Source organism: Vibrio sp. B1ASS3 (assembly GCF_905175355.1).
Classification (GTDB): domain Bacteria; phylum Pseudomonadota; class Gammaproteobacteria; order Enterobacterales; family Vibrionaceae; genus Vibrio; species Vibrio owensii.
Window position 1 is genome coordinate 2,060,262 of sequence record NZ_HG992743.1, and the last position, 18,862, is coordinate 2,079,123.

Below are 18,862 nucleotides of genomic sequence, written 5' to 3' on the forward strand. Positions count from 1 at the left end.
GTAACGCCTTGTAAGCTAATGCTTTTACTAGGCACTCTTAAGCATGCTCAACACTCAGAAAGGCAAAGGATGAAGATTTCAAAAGGCATTGAAGAACAAGGCATCCCTGTTGGCAACTACTACGACAAGTACAATACCCAAAACCCTATTGCTCGGAGGTTGATGCAAGGCTTCGACCGTAACTTAACTGAATTGGTCAACAAAGTAGCACCGCAATCAATACACGAAGTAGGTTGTGGGGAGGGGATATGGGTACTCAAATGGCAACAGCAGGGTATTGATGCCAAAGGCAGTGACTTCTCTCATCAAGTCATTCAACTCGCGAAAGAAAATGCTCAGTCTAGTCACCTAAAAGAAAACCTATTTGAACAGAAGAGTGTCTATGACGTTGATAAAGCGCATGACTCTGCTGAGATGATTGTTTGCTGTGAAGTGCTTGAACATTTAGAGCACCCAGAACAAGCACTCATCGCAATCCAACAACTTAGCGCCTCCCACTATATTTTCAGTGTCCCGCGAGAGCCACTGTGGCGAGTACTGAATATGGCGAGAGGGAAATACCTGCAAGATGGTGGTAACACACCAGGACATATTCAGCATTGGTCAAAACGGACATTCAAAGCACTGCTGTCCCAACATTTCGAGATTCTTGAAGTGCGATCCCCTATTCCTTGGACGATGGTACTCTGCCAACGAGTCGAACATGACTAACGGAGGAATGAAGCTCATCTTGAGGTGGCTCGGTAGGTTGATTACTGTTTTTGCCATCGCGTTCGTTCTTGCGAAAATCACTGATTATTCTCAGCAAATAAATGTAACGTCCTTCTCTTCTCAAACCTACTTCATTACGGCTTTATGCGTCTTACTTTATGCGTTCGGTAACTTACTTTTAGCCCGAGCGTGGGGGCTCTTGTTGTCTGGTTTAGGCTCTCAGCTAAAGCGTGACTCCGTGATTTGGGTGTTCGGTGTTTCCCAACTCGCCAAATACTTGCCGGGCAATGTCTTTCAATTCGCCAATCGGCAAATCATTGGCGTGGAACAAGGCATCAACAACCATACGTTATTGAAGTCCTCAGCTTGGGAAGTCGGGCTAATGATAGTGACGGCGAGTACCTTCAGCACCTTTCTTATCACTTATTACTTCCCTAGCCTAACGTGGCTCAGTGTTGTGTCTTTTTTCACTTTAAATACCGTTATATCCGGAATTTTACTGCGAATATCGAGCATCGACTGTGTAAAAGCGCTTGGGTTGTACCTGATCTTTTTTACGTTGTCCGGTAGCTTATTCTCTGCAGTGTATTTGAGCCTATCTGCTCATGATGGGGTTGGGCAATGGAGCCAGCTTATCGCTTATTTTGTTATCGCTTGGCTCGCCGGTTTTCTTACTCCTGGTGCACCTGCAGGGCTAGGAGTGAGAGAAGCCGTATTGCTTGTTTTATTGGGCACGACAGCGCATCAAGAAACACTATTACTCGCCGTGCTGCTTTCACGCATCATCACTGTTTTTGGTGATCTGCTTTTCTTTGCCATCGCTTCTTTTTATCGGCCACGACATAAGATTTCGACCAATTAACGTTTATACCCTTACTCAGACTACTCTCCCGAGCGCTTTCTCCGTTGCTCGAATTCGCTTGTCTCTTTGGGCTGGTCTTGCTTTTCTAGCTTCTCTTCCAAGACTTCAATTCGGTGCAATACCTTTTCTGTCAGCTTCCGGTTGAAACCAATTAAATCAGCAACTAACCCCATCAATAGCGTGATGAAGCCGAGAATCAATAACGTTGAACCAAGCACCAAAGACTGCACATGACCATCGCCCGCCCCATGAAAGAAAAAGTACAAGAAGCGCATAATAGGAATCACACCACAAACCATGGCCACAAGGCCAATAAACAAGAACACCTGCAACGGTCGATACATGGTGTAGACACGCACTAACGTCGATACCGACATTTTTAAGAACTGAGGAATACTCTTAAATAGGCGAGACTCTCGAGTCTTCTCATTGGTTCGAATCGGAACAGAAACCACATTCAAACGCTTGGCGCTGGCCTGAATCAGCATCTCGATGGTGTAGCTGAAGTCAGAGACAATATTGATTTGCTGCGCAGCACTTCGACTAATAGCACGAAAGCCACTCACCGCATCACTGACTGGTAATGCTGTAGCTTTAGCAATCACAAAGCTGCCAAACACTTGCAAACAACGCTTAAAAAAAGAAAAGTGTTTATTGCTGTATCCACCGCGATCGCCAACCACAATCTCAGCTTGCTGCTCTAAGATGGGCTTGACCAACAACGCAATATCTTCCCCGTTGTATTGGTTGTCGCCATCGGTATTCACGATGATGTCCGCGTGCTGGCGTAAACATTCTTCCAGCCCTTTACGAAAGGTGTGCGCTAGCCCTTTGTTACTGTGGTTAATCACTATGTGATCGACACCCAACGCTTTGGCAACCTCTGCAGTACCATCTGTCGAACCGTCATCAATGATAAGAATTTCCACCTTATCAATACCTTCAATCTCTCGCGGTATGGTATGGATAACCGCGGCAATATTGTCCGCTTCGTTATAGCAAGGTATCTGGACTATCAGCTTCATCAAATCACCTTCTTTCCATTAGAGCGAGGGTCAGAACCCTGTGAACAACGCTTTTGATTGGGAAACATTCTCTGGTCGGTATAAATGATCACCCCAGCGCATCACTACCTCGCCAGCGGATGCCGAGCTTACTTGGTATGAACCTTTCGATAGATAACGAACTTGGTCACTTTTCCATATTTGGCCATCAAGCAAAATATCGATTTCTCCCTCAAGGGTGTATTCACCTTCAATGTGAATTTGAATCACTTGCAGCTCATCTTCCTGAGTAAAATGCAGCACTTTTCCGGCAACAAAGAGATCTTGCCAGTGATGAATATAATTCGATTTCAGCGCCTCACTATCTTGCTCGAGTAACCAATCTTTTGATTCCGAGCCGCCATGTTCATCTTCTTTAGATTGATTAACGTTAAGCGCATTTACACCGAGTACATCTAAATAGTGCGTATTGGCCACGACAAACACGGGATTCGCATTTTCTATCGCAGATTGAATCACAGGAGTGCCTCTTGCCTGATAATCCTCATAGCCCCAAGTACTCATAAAGAAGCCCTGCTTTGAAAAGCTGGAAATCATGGAGCAGCGATCAATGTAGGCGACAGGTTGAGGAAAGATCTTATGAATTTCTTCGATAAAGTTGCGTTGATAATCCAGCGTACTTTTCGTCGGAAAAATAAAACCATTTACCACAATGGAAACGGCAAATAGGCTCGGAATAATAATGGAGAAAAAGCGGCTGGCTTTATCACTTAGATAATGCTGTGCCCCATCCCATGCGACAGCGAACAACACACACACCGGCGCTAACATAAAAGCGTAGTAATAAGGAAAGGCGTTTCGATACAACAACAAAGTGCCGAGCAAGAGTACCAAACTCAGTAACTTTAGAGACGCAGTACGGTTGATTTGAACTTGATTAAAGCAAGAGAAAACCGCAAAGGCGATACCGAGCAGTAAAGCTATCCAATATCCAAAGTCCGTCACCAATGAATGCTGGAAATAAAACCATCGTGGAAAGAACTCTCTTTGATTCATGGTTTTATCCGCTGCACTCAACATAGAGCCCGCGTCTGCTCCACTACTCAAACCACTAATAGTGAAATAATGCCAACTGTAGAGAATCGCAAATGACACCAATATCGAGCAGCCATAAATCAAAATTTGCTTGGCGTATCCCACGCGATCTTGTGTCCAATAAAAACAAACCAACACCGTCATTAAAAAGGTGGGAATATACAAAGAAGTCTTAAGTGTGATGAGTAAAGCGACAGCGGTAAGCACTCCACAGACAACCGAAGCGCGCCAAGTAAGCTGGTCCCGAAAGACATAGAACAAAGAGATCATGACGAGAAAGGTCGCAATAGGATCCGTTCTAAAGCTTGCCCCCATTCGGACGTTGAATGAGAAAGCAAAGTAAGCAAGTACCGCAAACAAAGCCCCCGAGACACTGCACTGAAGCCGGCAAAGCTTATAAATGCACAGCCCTGTTCCCAACTGAAAGACGATCATAACTAATCTAGCGGCAATGATTTGATCGACTTCATTGCTAGAAACATGCTGTAGCCAAGTGAAGAAGTGGATATGAAAGGTCTGAAAGCTATTGATTGCCTCACCGTTAATCAATTGGTGAACAAAAGAAAGGTAATAAAATTCATCCCAATTGACTTCATAGCGGAATGCCACATAAAAACGAACGACCACAGCGGTAAAAAGCAGCGCCCCCAATATAAGTGCGGAACGAGGCAAAACCTTGGCTCCTGACTGACTGTACTTATCTATCTGCTCGGTTGTTTCCATAGGCACACTTTCCTTGTTAACCTACTTATCATCCATAGCCTTGGCGTAAGACTCTGTTTTGCTTGAAGACGCTTAAGGGCTAGAACAAGCTATTAGTTAGTATAGTTGCTCCTAAACTGCTAAGAAGATTTCTTCACATCACGACAAGCGAAACATCATTTTTATCAGTTGATGTTGATAACGTTCAACTTAAACGCTAAGTCACATATTAAAAAAGCGGATTCAGTGGTTGTGAGTGTTATACGCTTCAAACTCACATCAACATTTCTTGAACACTCGCCTTGCACTGACTACAATGGCGCACTTTTTTTAATGACTTCAAGGTCACAAACATGACAGATACAGCTAAACCAGCTCTACCAGATCGCCTAGCGGGTAACCCACGTAGCCCATTCTTCATCAAAGAATGCTTCGAGCACCAAATCGGTATTCGTATCAACGGCCAAGAGCGTACTGACGTAGAAGAATACTGCATCAGCGAAGGTTGGGTAAAAATTGCTTCTCCTAAAGCAAAAGACCGTTTCGGTAACCCAATGCTAATCAAACTTAAAGGCGAAGTTGAAGCGTACTACGTGTAAGCTGACCACGCTGAATATCTTTGAAAGCTCGAGTCTGACTCGGGCTTTTTTAATGCCTGTCATATCCCTTCCTCGTTTAATCTATTCCTTCTTCTTTTCAGTACAAGTTATTAAGAAATCGATGTAAATCGCTGTTTTTATCTGATTGTTGTCTAAAGTTTCTAAAGAACGAACTGCAATAGCCATTGCCAAAAGAAACGACACCTTTTGATTGTAGGGAGAGGAAATGGAAAGCCCACTTGTCACACTCAAACACGCCAGCAAAAGCTTTGTTGATGGCAAAGAGACACATCGCGTGTTGGAAGGCGTCGACTTTACGTTGAACACAGGAGCGAGTGTTGCGCTGACGGGCGCCAGTGGTAGCGGCAAAAGTACCCTACTCAATATCATCGCTGGCTTTGAGCCGCTTTCCGAAGGTGAGTTGTGGTTAGATGGCGATAACACGGCGACTTGGAAAGACCCACAATGGAGCCGATTTCGACACCAAAAGCTCGGTGTTATCTTCCAGCAATTCAATCTGTTAACGCCGCTCAACGTGCAGCAAAACATCGCCTTCCCTCTGCATTTGAATCAACAGAAATGGAACGACTGGTGCGATTACTTGGTCGAGACTCTGGGCATCAGCCAACTGCTCGATAGACATGTTTCTGCCCTTTCCGGTGGTCAACAACAACGAGTTGCTATTGCGCGCGCATTAGCCCACAAACCTAAACTGCTGCTTGCTGATGAACCCACAGGTAACCTCGACCAAAAAGCTGGTTTGGAAGTGATGAAACTACTGAGTGAAATCACCACCCAAGGCAATACGGCAGTGCTGTTAGTCACCCACAGCCCTGAATGCGCTGAGTTTATGAAAACACGGCTGCGATTAGATAATAGTCAGCTACAGAACAGTCATCGCCAAAACAAACATGAGCTTCGCCATGAAGCAAGCTAAGCTATCAAACACCAGATTTACTCATACCCGACTCGCTCTAAACCTGTTTGCGGCGCACTATCGGCAGGCGCCACTGCAAGCTGCCGCGATTCTGATCGGTATCGTGTTGGCTGTGACCTTGTTTGTTGCGGTGCAAGCTATCAACCTCAATGCCAAGCGCAGTTATGCGGAGTCTACCGAGCAACTCAGCGCACAAGCTCAGAACTTAATTATTCCACCAGCAGGGCAAAACTACCTGCCTGAATCGCTCTACTTCACCCTCAGGCAAAACGGACTCAGTGCAGCGCTACCTGTAATCGAAGGGCGAGTGAGAGACGAACAAGGTCGACGCTGGTCAGTACAAGGCAGCGAGTTGATTGCTGCCATCTCTTCGCGTTCTCGGTATTCTGCAAACGGAAAGTCATCAGAAAACCAACAAAACGTGTCTTTGTTCGACAGTGCTTTACCTTTACCTGAGCTTTTAGCTGGCGAGCCAATCGTGATGATGAGCCAATCTCAACATCAAAACTTAGGAGAGGTAGAAACCCTAACTCTGGACGATATTCCAACCCAAGTGGTGGTGCTACCTGACGAATGGCAGTTAGGCAGCCGAATGTTGATGGACATTGGTTTTGCGCAGCAACTGCTCAATAAACAAGGACAGCTCAGTTACATCGCGGTTTTCCAGTCGGGTAATAAAGGGAATAAAGACACGCAAGCAAAATGGCAGAAGCTGATTGGTGAACAAGGACAATGGATTTCCAATAACCAAAGTACAGACCTTGGTTCGCTGACCGACAGCTTTCACCTCAACCTCACCGCAATGAGCTTACTTGCCTTTTTAGTCGGGCTGTTCATTGCCTACAACGGCGTAAAATACAGCTTGCTGAAACGCAATCGGCTGTTAGTGCAGATTCAACAGGCGGGCGTTGCGCCGAGCATTGTGTTCTCTGCACTGTTAGTTGAACTCACTCTTCTCGTTACCATCGGCGCTTCCCTCGGTTTTGTATTGGGCATACAGCTCAGCCATTGGTTACACCCGACCGTGGCACTGACTCTAGAACAACTTTATGGCGCGACACTTCTGCCCGGCACTTGGCAGTGGCAATGGTGGGCGCAAGCGCTGCTGCTCACGTTAGCCGCCACCCTATTAGCATGTTGGCAGCACTTTAAACAGCGAGTGCGTCAGCCGCTTTCCTCTCATGGTGGATTTTATCAAGCACCTGAAGCCTCTAACGAAAACCAATTGTTCGTGATAGGTGCTGCGCTGACGGCTTTCGCACTTGCAGGGTTATGGCTGAGTGAGCATCACCGCTTCACCATGGCGTGGCTCGGCGTACTTGTGGTGTCGATTCCTTTATATCTACCTAAAACACTCAGCGTATTAGCCAATTGGTGCGAGAAGCGCACCACTTCCGGTTTGATGCAGTATCTGTTTGCTGAGCTGCGCGAGCTGATTTCTCCGCTTTCTCTCGCCATGATGGCACTGCTGCTCGCTGTTACAGCCAATATGGGGATGAACACCTTAGTGGGCAGCTTTGAATCCACCCTAAAACAGTGGTTAGAACAAAGGCTACACGCCGATATTTACGTCAGCCCTGCCCAAGGAGAAATCGCTGATGCAGAGCGCGCATTGGGACAGTTCGACAAGGTTGAGACCGTCTACAAGCAATACTACGTCGACGATAACCTGCAAGGCTTACCGATTTTGCTTGGCACCAAAGACAAAGACACCTTAGAACAAACCATGGTATTCAAATCGCACTTGGAGAACTTCTGGCCACGCTTTTACCAAGGTGAGTTAGTCGCTATCAGTGAGCCAACCGCGGTCAAACTGGGTTTATCACTGGGTAGCGAGCTCACGCTTGATGCCGTTCCAAATAAGAACCTACTTGTGGGTGCGGTATTCCATGATTACGGCTCACCCAACGGTGAAGTGTTATTAGCACCAAAGCTATGGCAAGAGAGCGGATTTACCGACTTACCAACAAGCCTTGGTATTAAAGTCTCGGGGGACCCACAAATCGTCTACGACCAACTGCGCGAGCAACTGAATCTACACCCAAGTCAGCTCTACGATCAGGCGCAAATCAAATCCATAGCGTTAGATATTTTCTCGCAGACCTTCGCCATTACACGCGCACTCAACGGCGTGACTTTGATGGTCGCGGTGATTGGTTTGTTCAGTGCTTGTTTTATGTTGCTCGACGCGCGCAAAGCCGCCATCGCAAGGCTGTATGCACTTGGCGTCAGCCGTCGCAAATTAATGACCATGGTGGTCGGGCAGATCGTTGCTCTGGTCAGTTTTACTCTGGTTATTGCCCTGCCCCTCGGTGCCATAGTGGGATATGTGCTGACAGACATCGTCACCTTGCGTGCTTTTGGTTGGAGTTTAAATTATCTGTGGAATTGGAGTGATGCGCTGAGCATTGCGGCAATCACCATCTTGGTGGCAGTGATCGCAACCTTGATTCCGCTGTGGCGATTGGTCAGCAAGCCTGTCGTGTCCAGTTTGCAAAGCGAGGTGTTGTGATGGCTAGATTAGCAAGCACACTTACTCTACTCATAAGCAGCTTATTCCTGTTCGGTTGTGAAGATCCCCAACAACAAAATATGGGCACTTTGCTGGGAAGCGGAGATACGCAAAGCGAGAGCAAACTATTCACACCCGTAGAAAAAGGGGTGGAACTCACCTTTCCTGCCGATCATCAAGCGCACCCAAACTTTCGTCATGAATGGTGGTACTTAACCGCTAACTTAATTGATGAAGATGGCAACCCACTTGGCGTCCAGTGGACACAATTTCGCTTTGCTGCTGCGCCGCCAACGGACGAAGATGACGTGAAGAAAACCGAGTGGCAAGCTCAACAAATCTACATGGCGCACAGCGCGGTCACGACAACCGACAAACACTACGCTGATGAAAAATGGTCACGCGCTCAAGCCTCTCTCGCTAGCGTCGACACCTCACCATTTCGCGTTTACCTCGATGATTGGCAGTGGACTTCTTCAACCAACGACCTCTTCCCTGCCACATTGAAGGCGAACTCCGAGCAGTTTGGCTATTCGCTGATGCTTACCAGCAGCGCACCGTATCAAAAGCAAGGCGAGCAAGGTTACAGCACCAAAAGCGCCGATGGACGGGTGGCTTCGTATTACTACAGCCAACCGTTTATTGAAGTCTCCGGTGAAGTCACGATCGACGGCAAAACCCATCAAGTGTCCGGCAAAGGTTGGATAGACCGAGAGTGGAGCTCGCAATTCTTACTCGACTCACAACAAGGTTGGGACTGGTTTGCCTTAAGGTTGAGTGACGACACCAGCTTGGTGGTGTTCCAATTGCGGGATTCCAAAACCGGAGCAGCCAGTTACTCCAGCGCAAGGCTGATGCAGCAAGATGGTTCTGGCATCGCCATTTCTCAAAAAGACATTCAGTTAAAGGCGACTAAGCAAACAGAAATCCAAGGGCGAAAGTATCCAACCGAGTGGCAAGTGTCGATTCCTAATCAGCAAATTGAGCTTACCGTTTCTGCACTCAACCCGAACGCGAAAATGCCCCTTTCGGTGCCTTATTGGGAAGGCCCTGTGCGTATTGAGGGCTCTCATTCCGGGACTGGTTATATGGAACTCACCGGCTACTGAGCACAAAAATTTACGTGCACAATCTTGACTATTCGATTCATAATGATCAAATCCTCATCCCCAAGAGCTGTTCAATGCCCTCATGAGCAATATGATTTCGCCAATCCGACAAGTGCGACTCATTTTAGGTGAGCCGTGTCGAGCGCTTGAATTTTCGGACATCCAAGAAGACCCATACATCGAACCGCATCGTCACGAGTACTGGGAAATCGTGTGGTGTTTAGATAACAGCGGAACACAGAGCATCGATTTCGTCGAATACCAAAACCGCCTTGGTCGCTTATTTACCATTTCACCAGGGCAGGTTCACCATTCCGAGTTCATGGGTAAAAACATTCGCATGTTGATATTCCGTCCTGGCTTTGCTGAAACCAATCCACGCAGCACACAGTTGGTAAATAGCGTATTTTCTACGATTGAGCGACCACCATACCTCGATTGCAGCGACGAGGGTTTTCCCTACCTAGAATCGATTTACACCCTAATCAAAGAAGAGTGTGAAAGACAGGATTGCGATTGGGACCTTGTCGAATCACTCATCAACAGCTTTCTACGCTATGCATTGCGCTTTGCTAAAACACCATCTCAAAAAGGTGAGCAGAAAGATTCTCGCATCGTTCAGTTAACCGAATTAATTGAGCTGCACTATCGCGAACAAAAGAAATGCCAGTTTTACTCCGATGCATTAGCTCTCACCAGTAAGCGTCTAAACGAGTTAGTGAAAGCTGCCAGAGGCAAGACGGTCACGCAACTAATTCATGACCGAATCATATTAGAAGCCAACCGAGAACTGGTGTTTTCGACGAAAACCGTCAAGACCATAGCGTTTGAATTGGGCTTTGATGACCCTGCGTATTTCAGCCGATTCTATCGAAAACAAAAAGGAGAAACGCCAGCGGAATTTCGTCACCGATGTTTAGATAGTGCAATATAATGGGCGGATAATCCCTTTTCGCCACGCTTGAATGTACTGATAATACCCGAACATAAATCCACCACATTCGGGTATTTTTCTATTCCATGACTATCAATCTAAAAACTGATCCCATTTCAAAATCCTTTTATCAGTATCTATGGCCAGCGCTCACTGGAATGGTGATTAAATCACTGTTCATCATGGGTGATGCGTTATTTATCGGTTTAGGCGTCGGGCCCGATGGGCTTGGTGCTATTGCCTTGGTGATTCCACCGTTTTCTATTTTTACTGCCATCGCCATGATGGTTGGCATTGGTGGCGCTGCCAAAATGTCGATCGAAATAGGCAAAGGCAACACGGAATCCAGCCAGATGTGGTTCAGCCAATCCATGTTGATTACCACTCTGTTATCCACTATCACGGTGACGCTCGCTCTCATTTGGTTGGATGAATTGATTGCCTTGATGGGCGCTTCAGGCAACTTGGCTCAGCTTGCTCATGATTACCTGATCGTGCTGCTGCCCTTCTTTGTTCTTTACTCGCTGGCTTGGGTGTTGTCTTGCTTTGTGCGTAACGACACCAACCCGAAATTGGCCACCTATGCGATGTCGATTGGTGCCATTACCAACCTAGCTTTTGATTACCTATTTATCATAGAGATGAACATGGGGATGAAAGGCGCAGCGTATGGTACGGCCATTGCTCAAGCGGTTATCGCACTGATTTTGTTGACTCATTTCGTGGGTAAGAAAGGCTCATTAGAATTCAGCCTAAAAGGCATCGGCTTAAGCAAGACTAAAGAAATCTTAAGCATCGGTACTCCGACATTCTTTATCGAAGTCACATCCGCGATGACCATCGTGCTGTTCAACTACGTGTTGCTGAGCCAATTCGGTGAAAGCCACATCATCGCCTATGGATTAACCACCAATGTCGGTGTATTCGCTCTGTTTGTGATGGTCGGTATCGCGCAAGCTTGTCAGCCAATCATCAGCTTTAACCACGGCGCAGGGCGACCAGAACGCATTGACGAGATTCTAAAATTGGGGATGAAAGCAGCTATGGGCAGCGGCACAGTCTTTCTTTTAGGTATCTGGCTGTCAGCGCCACTGATTGCCTCGATTTACTTAGGCAACGCGAATGACTTAATCCCAATCGCCGCGAGCGCACTGACGTTCTACTTCTTCGGCGTCCCTTTGATGGGGTTAAACATGGTAATTGCCAACCTGTTCCAAGCCATTGCCAAGCCAAAACAAGCGACGCTCATCTCCTTATGCCGAGGATTTGTGTTTGTCGCGCTAGGTGTATTGCTACTGCCTAAGTTCTTCCCGCAAGACGGCATTTGGGCGAGCATTGTCTTTGCAGAAACACTCACTGCAGTGATCAGTTTGAGTATGTTATTCAACTACCGAAAACGCGCAGTGGAGCTAACAACTTCCTTGGCGAGAAGTTCCTAGTTCAACCAAGCTCAGCCAAATGATAAACTCGGCTTCTATTTCATTCTGTGATTAAAAGGAAATGCGATGAACCCGATTATTGCGCTGCTAAAAGAGAACAACATTAGCGATGAGCAAATCAACGAGATTTTTCAGACTCTGACGCAAAACCCTCTAGCGGCAATGGCAACAATCAGCCAACTAGGTTTGCCACAAGACAAGCTACAAATGCTGATGGCGCAAGTGATGCAAAACCCTGCGCTAATCAAAGAAGCGGTAGACGAATTGGGATTGGATTTCTCAAAGGTTGAAGAAGCAAAAGAGAAGCTTCAAAGTCAAAACCAAGGCAACTAAGTCTTAGCCATTAGCGCTGAATATAGGAAAGGCCGTTAACCCGAGCATGTGGGTTAACGGCCTTTTTTGTTGGCTACGTTGTTGTTAGCTACTTTTTTTGTCGGCTAGTTATTAGCGATTTAAAGCCGCGAATTGTTCTGCGGTCATGCCGTAGTACAGCTTGTCGTCAAAGCCTTGCTCTCGTTTGTAGTAGTCTTTCTGACGGCCTTCTTGAGTAAAACCATTTTTCTCTAACGTCTTGTAAGAACCAGCATTAGAAGCGTAGCAATCTGCACTGACTTTATGGGCGTTTAGCTCAGTAAAGCCAATCTCGGTCATCATTTGGCAAGCGCGAGTCGCAACGCCTTTGCCCCACGCGCAAGTAGGTAACTGATAACCCACTTCGTAGTTGCCAGTTAAGAACATCACCGCGGTCACTGCACACATTCCCATGTACTGACCTTGTTGGTCGCGAATCACGAACGTTGGGCTGTCTGGCCAGACACCGTCTTTGATCGCTTGTGCCGTATTTTCAATAATAGGGCCAAAGAAGCCTTCATACAGGCTGTTGTCAGCAGGTGCGAAGAACAGATACTGATTGACCTTATCGTCGTTCAACATCTCGATAATATCTTGTAGATCAGAGCCTTGAATCAGTTGGATAGTCAAAGATTCATTAAATGGGATGGCTTCGCCTTGTTTTAGTTTTTGATATGACATGTGTTACCTCGTTATCTGCCGAAAATAGTAGCCTAGCGGATAAGAGAAAAATTGGATTTTTGCGACAACTTTCAGGCTGATTAGTAATGTATTACGACTCAAAATCGCCATAGATATCGATGGTTAAGTCACGCTTTTTCAAGTATTTGCTCGGCGTTTTTCTTAGTTGCTGTTTGAGGGTACGAATCAAATGCGATTGGTCACTGAAACCAAATTGCTGTGAGAAGCTCGCCCAATCAATCGCTTCTTGTTGCTTGTAGAGAGTCAAAATCATCTGCTCCAGACGTGCCATTTGTTGATACTGCTTAACACTCAACCCCACCACTTGTTTGAAACTGCGCTCAAGCGTTCTGCGAGAGCAGGCGCACTGTTTGGATATCTCATCAATATCCATCGCTAACTCAGGTGAGCGTAGTGCTTGAGCGTCCATCACGGACACCGCTTTTTGCGATGCCAAAAACGGTCTGCAACGGCAAGGTTCGATATCTAACGCATCTAAATGTCCCTTGATATAGTCCTGCAAACATTGCGGTGAATCTTGCAACTCTAACTGCCATAGACCCAGTTGAAAGCGCTCATCAAACGCCGCGCTGAGCCAATCAAACCATTCGCATTGGTTAATTGCTGCAACTTGGGATGCATCACTAAACCGTGACTCAATGGCATACAAACCCTCTGGGCGAAAGGTGATACCAATACGCTTGATGGGTGCCGTATCTTCCAACAACAGCAAGTGTTCGTTAGCCGTTAATAAATGGCAGCCTTTGCCAGCAAGCTTTGTGTCTCCCGTGTCGTAGCTGTAGCCTTGCTCTGATGGCGTAAAGAGTAAATGAGCACGCGGGTTTGGGATAAGGTGCGGCTTGGGGTCAATGACTTCACCCTCTGGCACTTCCAAGTACCAAACTTGATGAATGAGCCATTCGTACTCTGGCAGAAACTGTTTCCAAGCTATCATGATTGTCCTAGCGGTTAGTAAAGATAATAAGCGCAACGTTTTTGCTTAAACACCAGCTCGTTGAGTGTGACTGATTGACGCGCATCTCGCCACGCATTTCTCACCCTGCTCCCTTGCAAGCTTGTTGGATTGCGGTAGGCTTTGAGCAGAGAAAACAAGCTGAACAGAACAAGGAAATACCCCGATGCGCGTCGACTACCACCAACGACTGGTTCCTGTGATTCGTTATTTAGAACAACACTTTAATGAACCACTCAACCTACCAGAAGTGGCCGCGCTGGCGAACCTTTCCCCTTATCACTTTCATCGCACCTTCAAAGCCGTGCAAGGCGAGACATTAGCCGATTTCACTCGACGTTTGCGTCTAGAAGCCGCCGCCGATGACTTATTCAAATCCAAACAACCGGTATTGAACATTGCCCTAGAGTACGGATTTTCTAGCTCACAGAGCTTAGCCAAAGCCTTCAAACAACATTATGGCGTCACACCTACAGCCTTTCGTGACTGCGAAAACTATCAGCAGTTTTCTGAATTAGCACGAAACAGCAAGATTGGACACACGTTGCGCAAGAATGGAAACGAAGTAACACCAAGCGATTCATATACTGGCTCTGAACTCACCAAATGGAGCACGACAATGGAAACGCAAAACTTTGAAAAAGCAAAACTGGCTTACATTCGTGTAAACGGCCCTTACGGCCAAGGCTATGAAGAGCCATCAGGTCACCTGTATCAATGGGCAGGAATGAAAGGTTTGGCGGGCAATACCTGCATCTTCATCTACCATGACAACCCAGAAATCACGCCAGACGAGAAGTGTCGCACTGATATCTGCTTGATGGTGCCAGAAGATACCGAAGTTCCGAAAGGTATTGAGCTGCAAGACTTCCCCGGCGGTCAATATGCGGTGATGCGCCAGCACATTACTGACCCGAGCCAATACTCAAAAGCGTGGGATGATGTCATGAGCAAGATAATTGAATCCGGTATTGAGAACGACGACCGCCCTTGCTTTGAGCTTTACCACAGCTTCGACCCACAAACGCATCATGCAGACGTTAGCTTCTGCACTGCCATCAAATAAACCAAAAGCCTGCATCGTTGCCTGTCTCTTGATCACAAGTCTAGTGATCAAGAGACATTGCGAGCTCGTAGCCTTCAAGGATGGTTTGCAGTTTAAACCATCCTTCCCATAGTGCCTTTATTGAAGCTCTGCCCGTCCTCTTGGTATCTTTCCAACCGCCTAATTTAGCAAGATTTCTGTACGCCCAGCTCATATCGGGTACTTCTTTAGGTAATGTCTTGCTTTCTAGTTTCAACCACAGCAGCTTCCAAGCTTTTGTGCCCAAGGCCTTTTCACAACTTTCTGTTGATAGCTCATCAACTTCTTTAATGAAACGTAACGCCAATAAACGAGTCGCAACAAAGGCATAGATGACACTTAACCTCTCTAAGTTACCTTTACTTTGGAGTCTTAGTGACTCCACATCCGTACCTTCACTTTTCCAGACTTTATGGAAGTCTTCAATCAGCCATCGACGCTCGTAATAACCGATAATTCTCATGGCGTCTTCAACGTTGTTTATTGGCTCCGACGTCAAGAGGTGCCATGCTAACTTGTCTTTTGATGCCCCTTGCTCAAGGCAACCAACATAATAAACAGGTATGCCTGCGTGCTCTTTTTTGTTTGCCGGAGCCTTTAATGTCACCTGACCATATTTAACGTCAAGCTTTACATCTCTCGCTTTTCTCCCTCCTTTTTGGGGGATGGTAAGCTCCTTTGTCTCGACACTTGGTAACGCTTGCGCATAGTCGTAAAGCTTTTGAGCGTGTTCTTCTAGACAACGACTTTGCATTGAGCGAACGACAAAGCGCTGCTGATGTTGACGTTTATAAGTTAAGTATTCGAATAGGTCTGCTTCTCGGTCACAGACCGAGATAACATCTAACATCTTATCCCCTAGGCGCTCAACGACACGGCGAGAAGCTTGCTCCCATTTGTAACTCTCTTTCTCCTCGTAAGGACGAGTCGCGTGTTGGTGCTTTTGCCCACGCTTAGTAATATCTCGGCTCCATCGTTGTTGCTCTATAAGACCAACAATGGTCTGACTTTGTGGTGCAAAAAGTAACGTCGAATGTACATGGAGAGCTCGAATTCTGTCGCCTTGATTCGTGTGCCCGAGTTCATCTTTTATACTTCGATGAGGAAAACAGAGCGTTGTTGTATCTTCAAGCGCGAGTAATTCCTCATGCTCGTTAGCTCGAGATACCGTTGATTGAAAACCTGCTTCAGCGATGTCTTTTGCATCGATGTTTTCATTGCGGATAAAGCGATATGCCCCTTCCATATCGGCGGGAGAAAAAGGAAGTTTAGCCACGGAGACTCCTGGTTGATTAGCAATGGAAGTCGCTAAACTGATGAGGCGTTGTGTTCTTCGAGGATCTTTAAGTTGTGCTTGTCCAAATTGTTCTTGCGCCCAAAGTTTAGCGTCTGAGTGTGTCATCTTAGTGTTTCAGTAAGGATTCTTAAGTGATCAGATCGCACACACTTGAAAGAGTTCAAAAAAAAATCCCTAAGCTACAAGCTTAGGGATTTGTGTATAAGAGACAGGCATCGTTGCAGGCTTTGTCATTTCTTACTCTGGTTGCTTAAATCCGTTCTTCCAAACGCTGTTTATCTTTTAATCCAATTACTTAGAACACGAACGAATACCTCAATATTTTCGTGATCCTACTTCGCGTTTTGACCACGCGCGCTCATTCGCTCGGCTGAGTTGGGATTCATTTCACAGATTATTCATGAAGCGAACCTAGACTGAAAAAATTCCATCGACCCCGTTCGACCTACAACGCTAGGCACAATAAAAACTAGGTACTACAGCACCTCTAGGACATTCCATGAAGAAGAACTTACTTGCCATTGCTCTTGGTAGCGTGATTGCGCTGACTGCTGCCCCATACTCTATCGCAGCTAACGATGCTGCCGTCCAATCTTCCGCCGACTACTCACAGATCGTCACCAAACGTCAGGTTGTCGACCAACTGCTGAATGACGCGGTACAAGCATTCAAATCCCCTGCGCGTATCTCGCATGCAGGTTTTACCGCCAAAATGCCGAGCAACATGGAGATTGTTACCGACCGCTTACTAGAAGCATACAAACTTGAGCCGTACCGTACTGACCTACTGATTTCTGCAGCAAACGCGCAGATCTACAACAAGAATGCAGATCGCGCGATTGAACTGTTTGAACAAGCCCTTTCTGTTGCACCAGACGATGTGGATTTGCACGCTTACTTAGCGGTATGGCAACGCTTTGAGGGCAACCAAGCGGAATCAGCGAAACACATGGCGACACTCACGAAGCTCAATGCAGGTAAAGCGGCAGACATCCAACGCATCTTCGACACCGTAGACCGCGTACTTGCAACGCCACTAAAAGAGAAAGCCGACAAAGGCAAATTGGATGACAAAGGCGCAATCGTCACGCTGGGATACGCGCTGAACCCAGATGGTTCGATGCACCAGATCTTGGTTGAGCGTTTGGAAACCACGCTAGCCATGGCAAAAGCAAACCCAGACGCGTTGATCGTATTGACGGGCGGCGTACCGAAGAACCACAAAACCGAAGGCAAGTTAATGGCGGATTGGCTGATTGAAAAAGGCATCAGCAAAGATCGCATCATTGAAGAAAACTACGCCACCAGCACGGTAGGCAACGCCCTATTCAGCAGCTACGCATTGGCGCGTCATAACATTAAACACGCGACCATCATAAGCTCAGCGAGCCACGTACGTCGTGGTCAAACCTTGTTTGAAATCGCAAGCTGGCAAACTGGCCCGCAAGGCATCACTTTTGACACCGTAAGCTACCCAGACAAACCACTGAAAGACTTAGCCAAAGCCAGCGGTAGCGAGCTGCTTGGTATCTACCGCGATGCACTGCGTACCTACGGCATGTGGAGCTACCGCTCTTACCCGCTAGAGTCGCGTTAATACACTAGAGCCAGATAGCAAAAGAGACCGCGTTAATGCGGTCTCTCATAGAATCATTTGAACATGATGCAGTGGTCAATCAATGCGTTTTGTAGGTTTTGTTTGTCACTCAGAATCACGAGAGCATAGATAGTATTTTTGTCACCAATTCGGTAAAGCAGCTTGAATCCATCAAAGCTAAATTGCCGGATGTCGTAAACACCGATTGTTGTCAGTTCATAACAAGGGGGATAGATAGACGGGTTATTCAAAACGTTGTGTTCAAACCTCTGCTGAACCGCAATTAATCTATCAATCACATCGTTGCGAGCGCTCCAGTTCGATAAATAGTTAATAGTCTGAATAGCCGCATTTTCAAAGGTTTGTGTATAGAGAACTTTTGCTTCCATGCTCTTATCAAACTCAATCTTTGAGTGCTGCTAACGTGCTCTTCATATCTTCTGATGACTTTACACGTTCATTCGCAACATCATTTTGAGCAAAGCTAACAAACTTCATTAAAGCAATGGCTTCATCACGCCTCTGACGTTCTTCATAAGACTCAACGACATAAATAGGCTTACCATTTTGCGTAATCGTCATTGGTTCATCCAGTTCAAGCTTCGCAGCATTCTTTTTTAGATAACTTACCGTTTCAGTGCTCATCACATGACTCCTATCGGCAACCTCGCTGGTGTAACAACAAGCGAACCCAGCCGAGCTATACTGCAGGTTTGACCGAAATATTTGAATCAATAGAAAGTGCTAATCACATTCTATTTTTCGTTTAGATTTTGACCTAATCTTGCCAACTATACCCGTGCATTTCGAACAAACCAAATTAAGTTTAAATTTAGACTCCTACTTCAAATATAGAAAAAGCCTGCGTACTTGCCTGTCTCTTATACACAAATCCCTAAGCTTGTAGCTTAGGGATTTTTTTTTGAACTCTTTCAAGTGTGTGCGATCTGATCACTTAAGAATCCTTACTGAAAC

At 46.4% G+C, this 18,862-nt stretch carries 18 protein-coding genes; 11 read left to right on the top strand and 7 right to left on the bottom strand.

Annotation, left to right across the window (positions count from 1 at the left end):
* Window positions 1-69 precede the first annotated feature (69 nt).
* Entirely contained in the window at window positions 70-711 is a 642-nt protein-coding gene (locus KJB05_RS27400; protein WP_208445382.1) for a methyltransferase domain-containing protein, read from the top strand.
* Window positions 712-748: 37 nt separating this feature from the next.
* Window positions 749-1,573, top strand: coding sequence for a hypothetical protein (locus KJB05_RS27405; RefSeq protein ID WP_244868328.1), 825 nt, complete (start codon window positions 749-751; stop codon window positions 1,571-1,573).
* Between the two features lie 20 nt (window positions 1,574-1,593).
* Here KJB05_RS27405 and KJB05_RS27410 read toward each other — a convergent pair whose 3' ends face one another.
* The gene (locus KJB05_RS27410; RefSeq protein ID WP_039840640.1) at window positions 1,594-2,598 is read right to left on the bottom strand and encodes a glycosyltransferase family 2 protein; all 1,005 of its coding nucleotides are present in this window, start codon (window positions 2,596-2,598) and stop codon (window positions 1,594-1,596) included.
* A gap of 30 nt (window positions 2,599-2,628) precedes the next feature.
* On the bottom strand, window positions 2,629-4,395 hold the full coding sequence (locus tag KJB05_RS27415; RefSeq protein ID WP_208445384.1) for a glycosyltransferase family 39 protein: 1,767 nt from the start codon (window positions 4,393-4,395) through the stop codon (window positions 2,629-2,631).
* A 332-nt stretch (window positions 4,396-4,727) separates the two neighbouring features.
* Between KJB05_RS27415 and KJB05_RS27420 the strand changes: the two genes are divergently transcribed.
* The 7 genes from KJB05_RS27420 to KJB05_RS27450 all read left to right on the top strand — a co-directional run bounded on the left by KJB05_RS27420 (window position 4,728) and on the right by KJB05_RS27450 (window position 12,237).
* Window positions 4,728-4,973 (top strand): DUF3297 family protein, encoded by a 246-nt coding sequence (locus tag KJB05_RS27420; RefSeq protein ID WP_005374689.1) that lies wholly within the window; start codon window positions 4,728-4,730, stop codon window positions 4,971-4,973.
* Between the two features lie 226 nt (window positions 4,974-5,199).
* Complete coding sequence (locus KJB05_RS27425) at window positions 5,200-5,910, top strand: ABC transporter ATP-binding protein (RefSeq protein ID WP_208445385.1); 711 nt, start codon at window positions 5,200-5,202, stop codon at window positions 5,908-5,910.
* Window positions 5,897-8,422 (top strand): ABC transporter permease, encoded by a 2,526-nt coding sequence (locus KJB05_RS27430; protein ID WP_208445386.1) that lies wholly within the window; start codon window positions 5,897-5,899, stop codon window positions 8,420-8,422. Before KJB05_RS27425 ends, KJB05_RS27430 begins: the two co-directional genes overlap by 14 nt.
* Window positions 8,422-9,531, top strand: a complete 1,110-nt coding sequence (locus KJB05_RS27435) for a lipocalin-like domain-containing protein (protein ID WP_208445387.1) — start codon at window positions 8,422-8,424, stop codon at window positions 9,529-9,531. The genes KJB05_RS27430 and KJB05_RS27435 overlap by 1 nt, the downstream gene beginning before the upstream one ends.
* Window positions 9,532-9,613: 82 nt before the next feature.
* Window positions 9,614-10,465 carry a helix-turn-helix domain-containing protein gene (locus KJB05_RS27440; protein WP_208445388.1) on the top strand — a complete coding sequence of 284 codons (852 nt, stop codon included), beginning with the start codon at window positions 9,614-9,616 and terminating at the stop codon, window positions 10,463-10,465.
* Between the two features lie 86 nt (window positions 10,466-10,551).
* Window positions 10,552-11,904 carry an MATE family efflux transporter gene (locus tag KJB05_RS27445; protein ID WP_208445389.1) on the top strand — a complete coding sequence of 451 codons (1,353 nt, stop codon included), beginning with the start codon at window positions 10,552-10,554 and terminating at the stop codon, window positions 11,902-11,904.
* 66 nt (window positions 11,905-11,970) lie between these two features.
* Window positions 11,971-12,237: a DUF2999 family protein gene (locus KJB05_RS27450; protein ID WP_004746427.1), complete on the top strand. Its 267-nt coding sequence runs from the start codon at window positions 11,971-11,973 to the stop codon at window positions 12,235-12,237.
* Between the two features lie 111 nt (window positions 12,238-12,348).
* Here KJB05_RS27450 and KJB05_RS27455 read toward each other — a convergent pair whose 3' ends face one another.
* Window positions 12,349-12,936 (bottom strand): GNAT family protein, encoded by a 588-nt coding sequence (locus KJB05_RS27455; protein ID WP_208445390.1) that lies wholly within the window; start codon window positions 12,934-12,936, stop codon window positions 12,349-12,351.
* 91 nt (window positions 12,937-13,027) lie between these two features.
* Window positions 13,028-13,891, bottom strand: coding sequence for a helix-turn-helix transcriptional regulator (locus KJB05_RS27460; protein WP_208445391.1), 864 nt, complete (start codon window positions 13,889-13,891; stop codon window positions 13,028-13,030).
* A gap of 184 nt (window positions 13,892-14,075) precedes the next feature.
* Between KJB05_RS27460 and KJB05_RS27465 the strand changes: the two genes are divergently transcribed.
* Window positions 14,076-14,975, top strand: coding sequence for an AraC family transcriptional regulator (locus KJB05_RS27465; RefSeq protein WP_061009002.1), 900 nt, complete (start codon window positions 14,076-14,078; stop codon window positions 14,973-14,975).
* A 40-nt stretch (window positions 14,976-15,015) separates the two neighbouring features.
* Here the strand turns inward: KJB05_RS27465 and KJB05_RS27470 are convergent, their stop codons facing one another.
* On the bottom strand, window positions 15,016-16,395 hold the full coding sequence (locus tag KJB05_RS27470; protein WP_213053078.1) for an IS4 family transposase: 1,380 nt from the start codon (window positions 16,393-16,395) through the stop codon (window positions 15,016-15,018).
* Between the two features lie 394 nt (window positions 16,396-16,789).
* Between KJB05_RS27470 and KJB05_RS27475 the strand changes: the two genes are divergently transcribed.
* Window positions 16,790-17,887: a YdcF family protein gene (locus KJB05_RS27475; RefSeq protein WP_208446514.1), complete on the top strand. Its 1,098-nt coding sequence runs from the start codon at window positions 16,790-16,792 to the stop codon at window positions 17,885-17,887.
* A 53-nt stretch (window positions 17,888-17,940) separates the two neighbouring features.
* Here the strand turns inward: KJB05_RS27475 and KJB05_RS27480 are convergent, their stop codons facing one another.
* Both KJB05_RS27480 and KJB05_RS27485 read right to left on the bottom strand, forming a co-directional pair.
* On the bottom strand, window positions 17,941-18,276 hold the full coding sequence (locus tag KJB05_RS27480) for a type II toxin-antitoxin system RelE/ParE family toxin (protein ID WP_208446513.1): 336 nt from the start codon (window positions 18,274-18,276) through the stop codon (window positions 17,941-17,943).
* Between the two features lie 13 nt (window positions 18,277-18,289).
* Window positions 18,290-18,532, bottom strand: coding sequence for a type II toxin-antitoxin system Phd/YefM family antitoxin (locus KJB05_RS27485; protein ID WP_045421516.1), 243 nt, complete (start codon window positions 18,530-18,532; stop codon window positions 18,290-18,292).
* Between the last annotated feature and the right edge of the window lie 330 nt (window positions 18,533-18,862).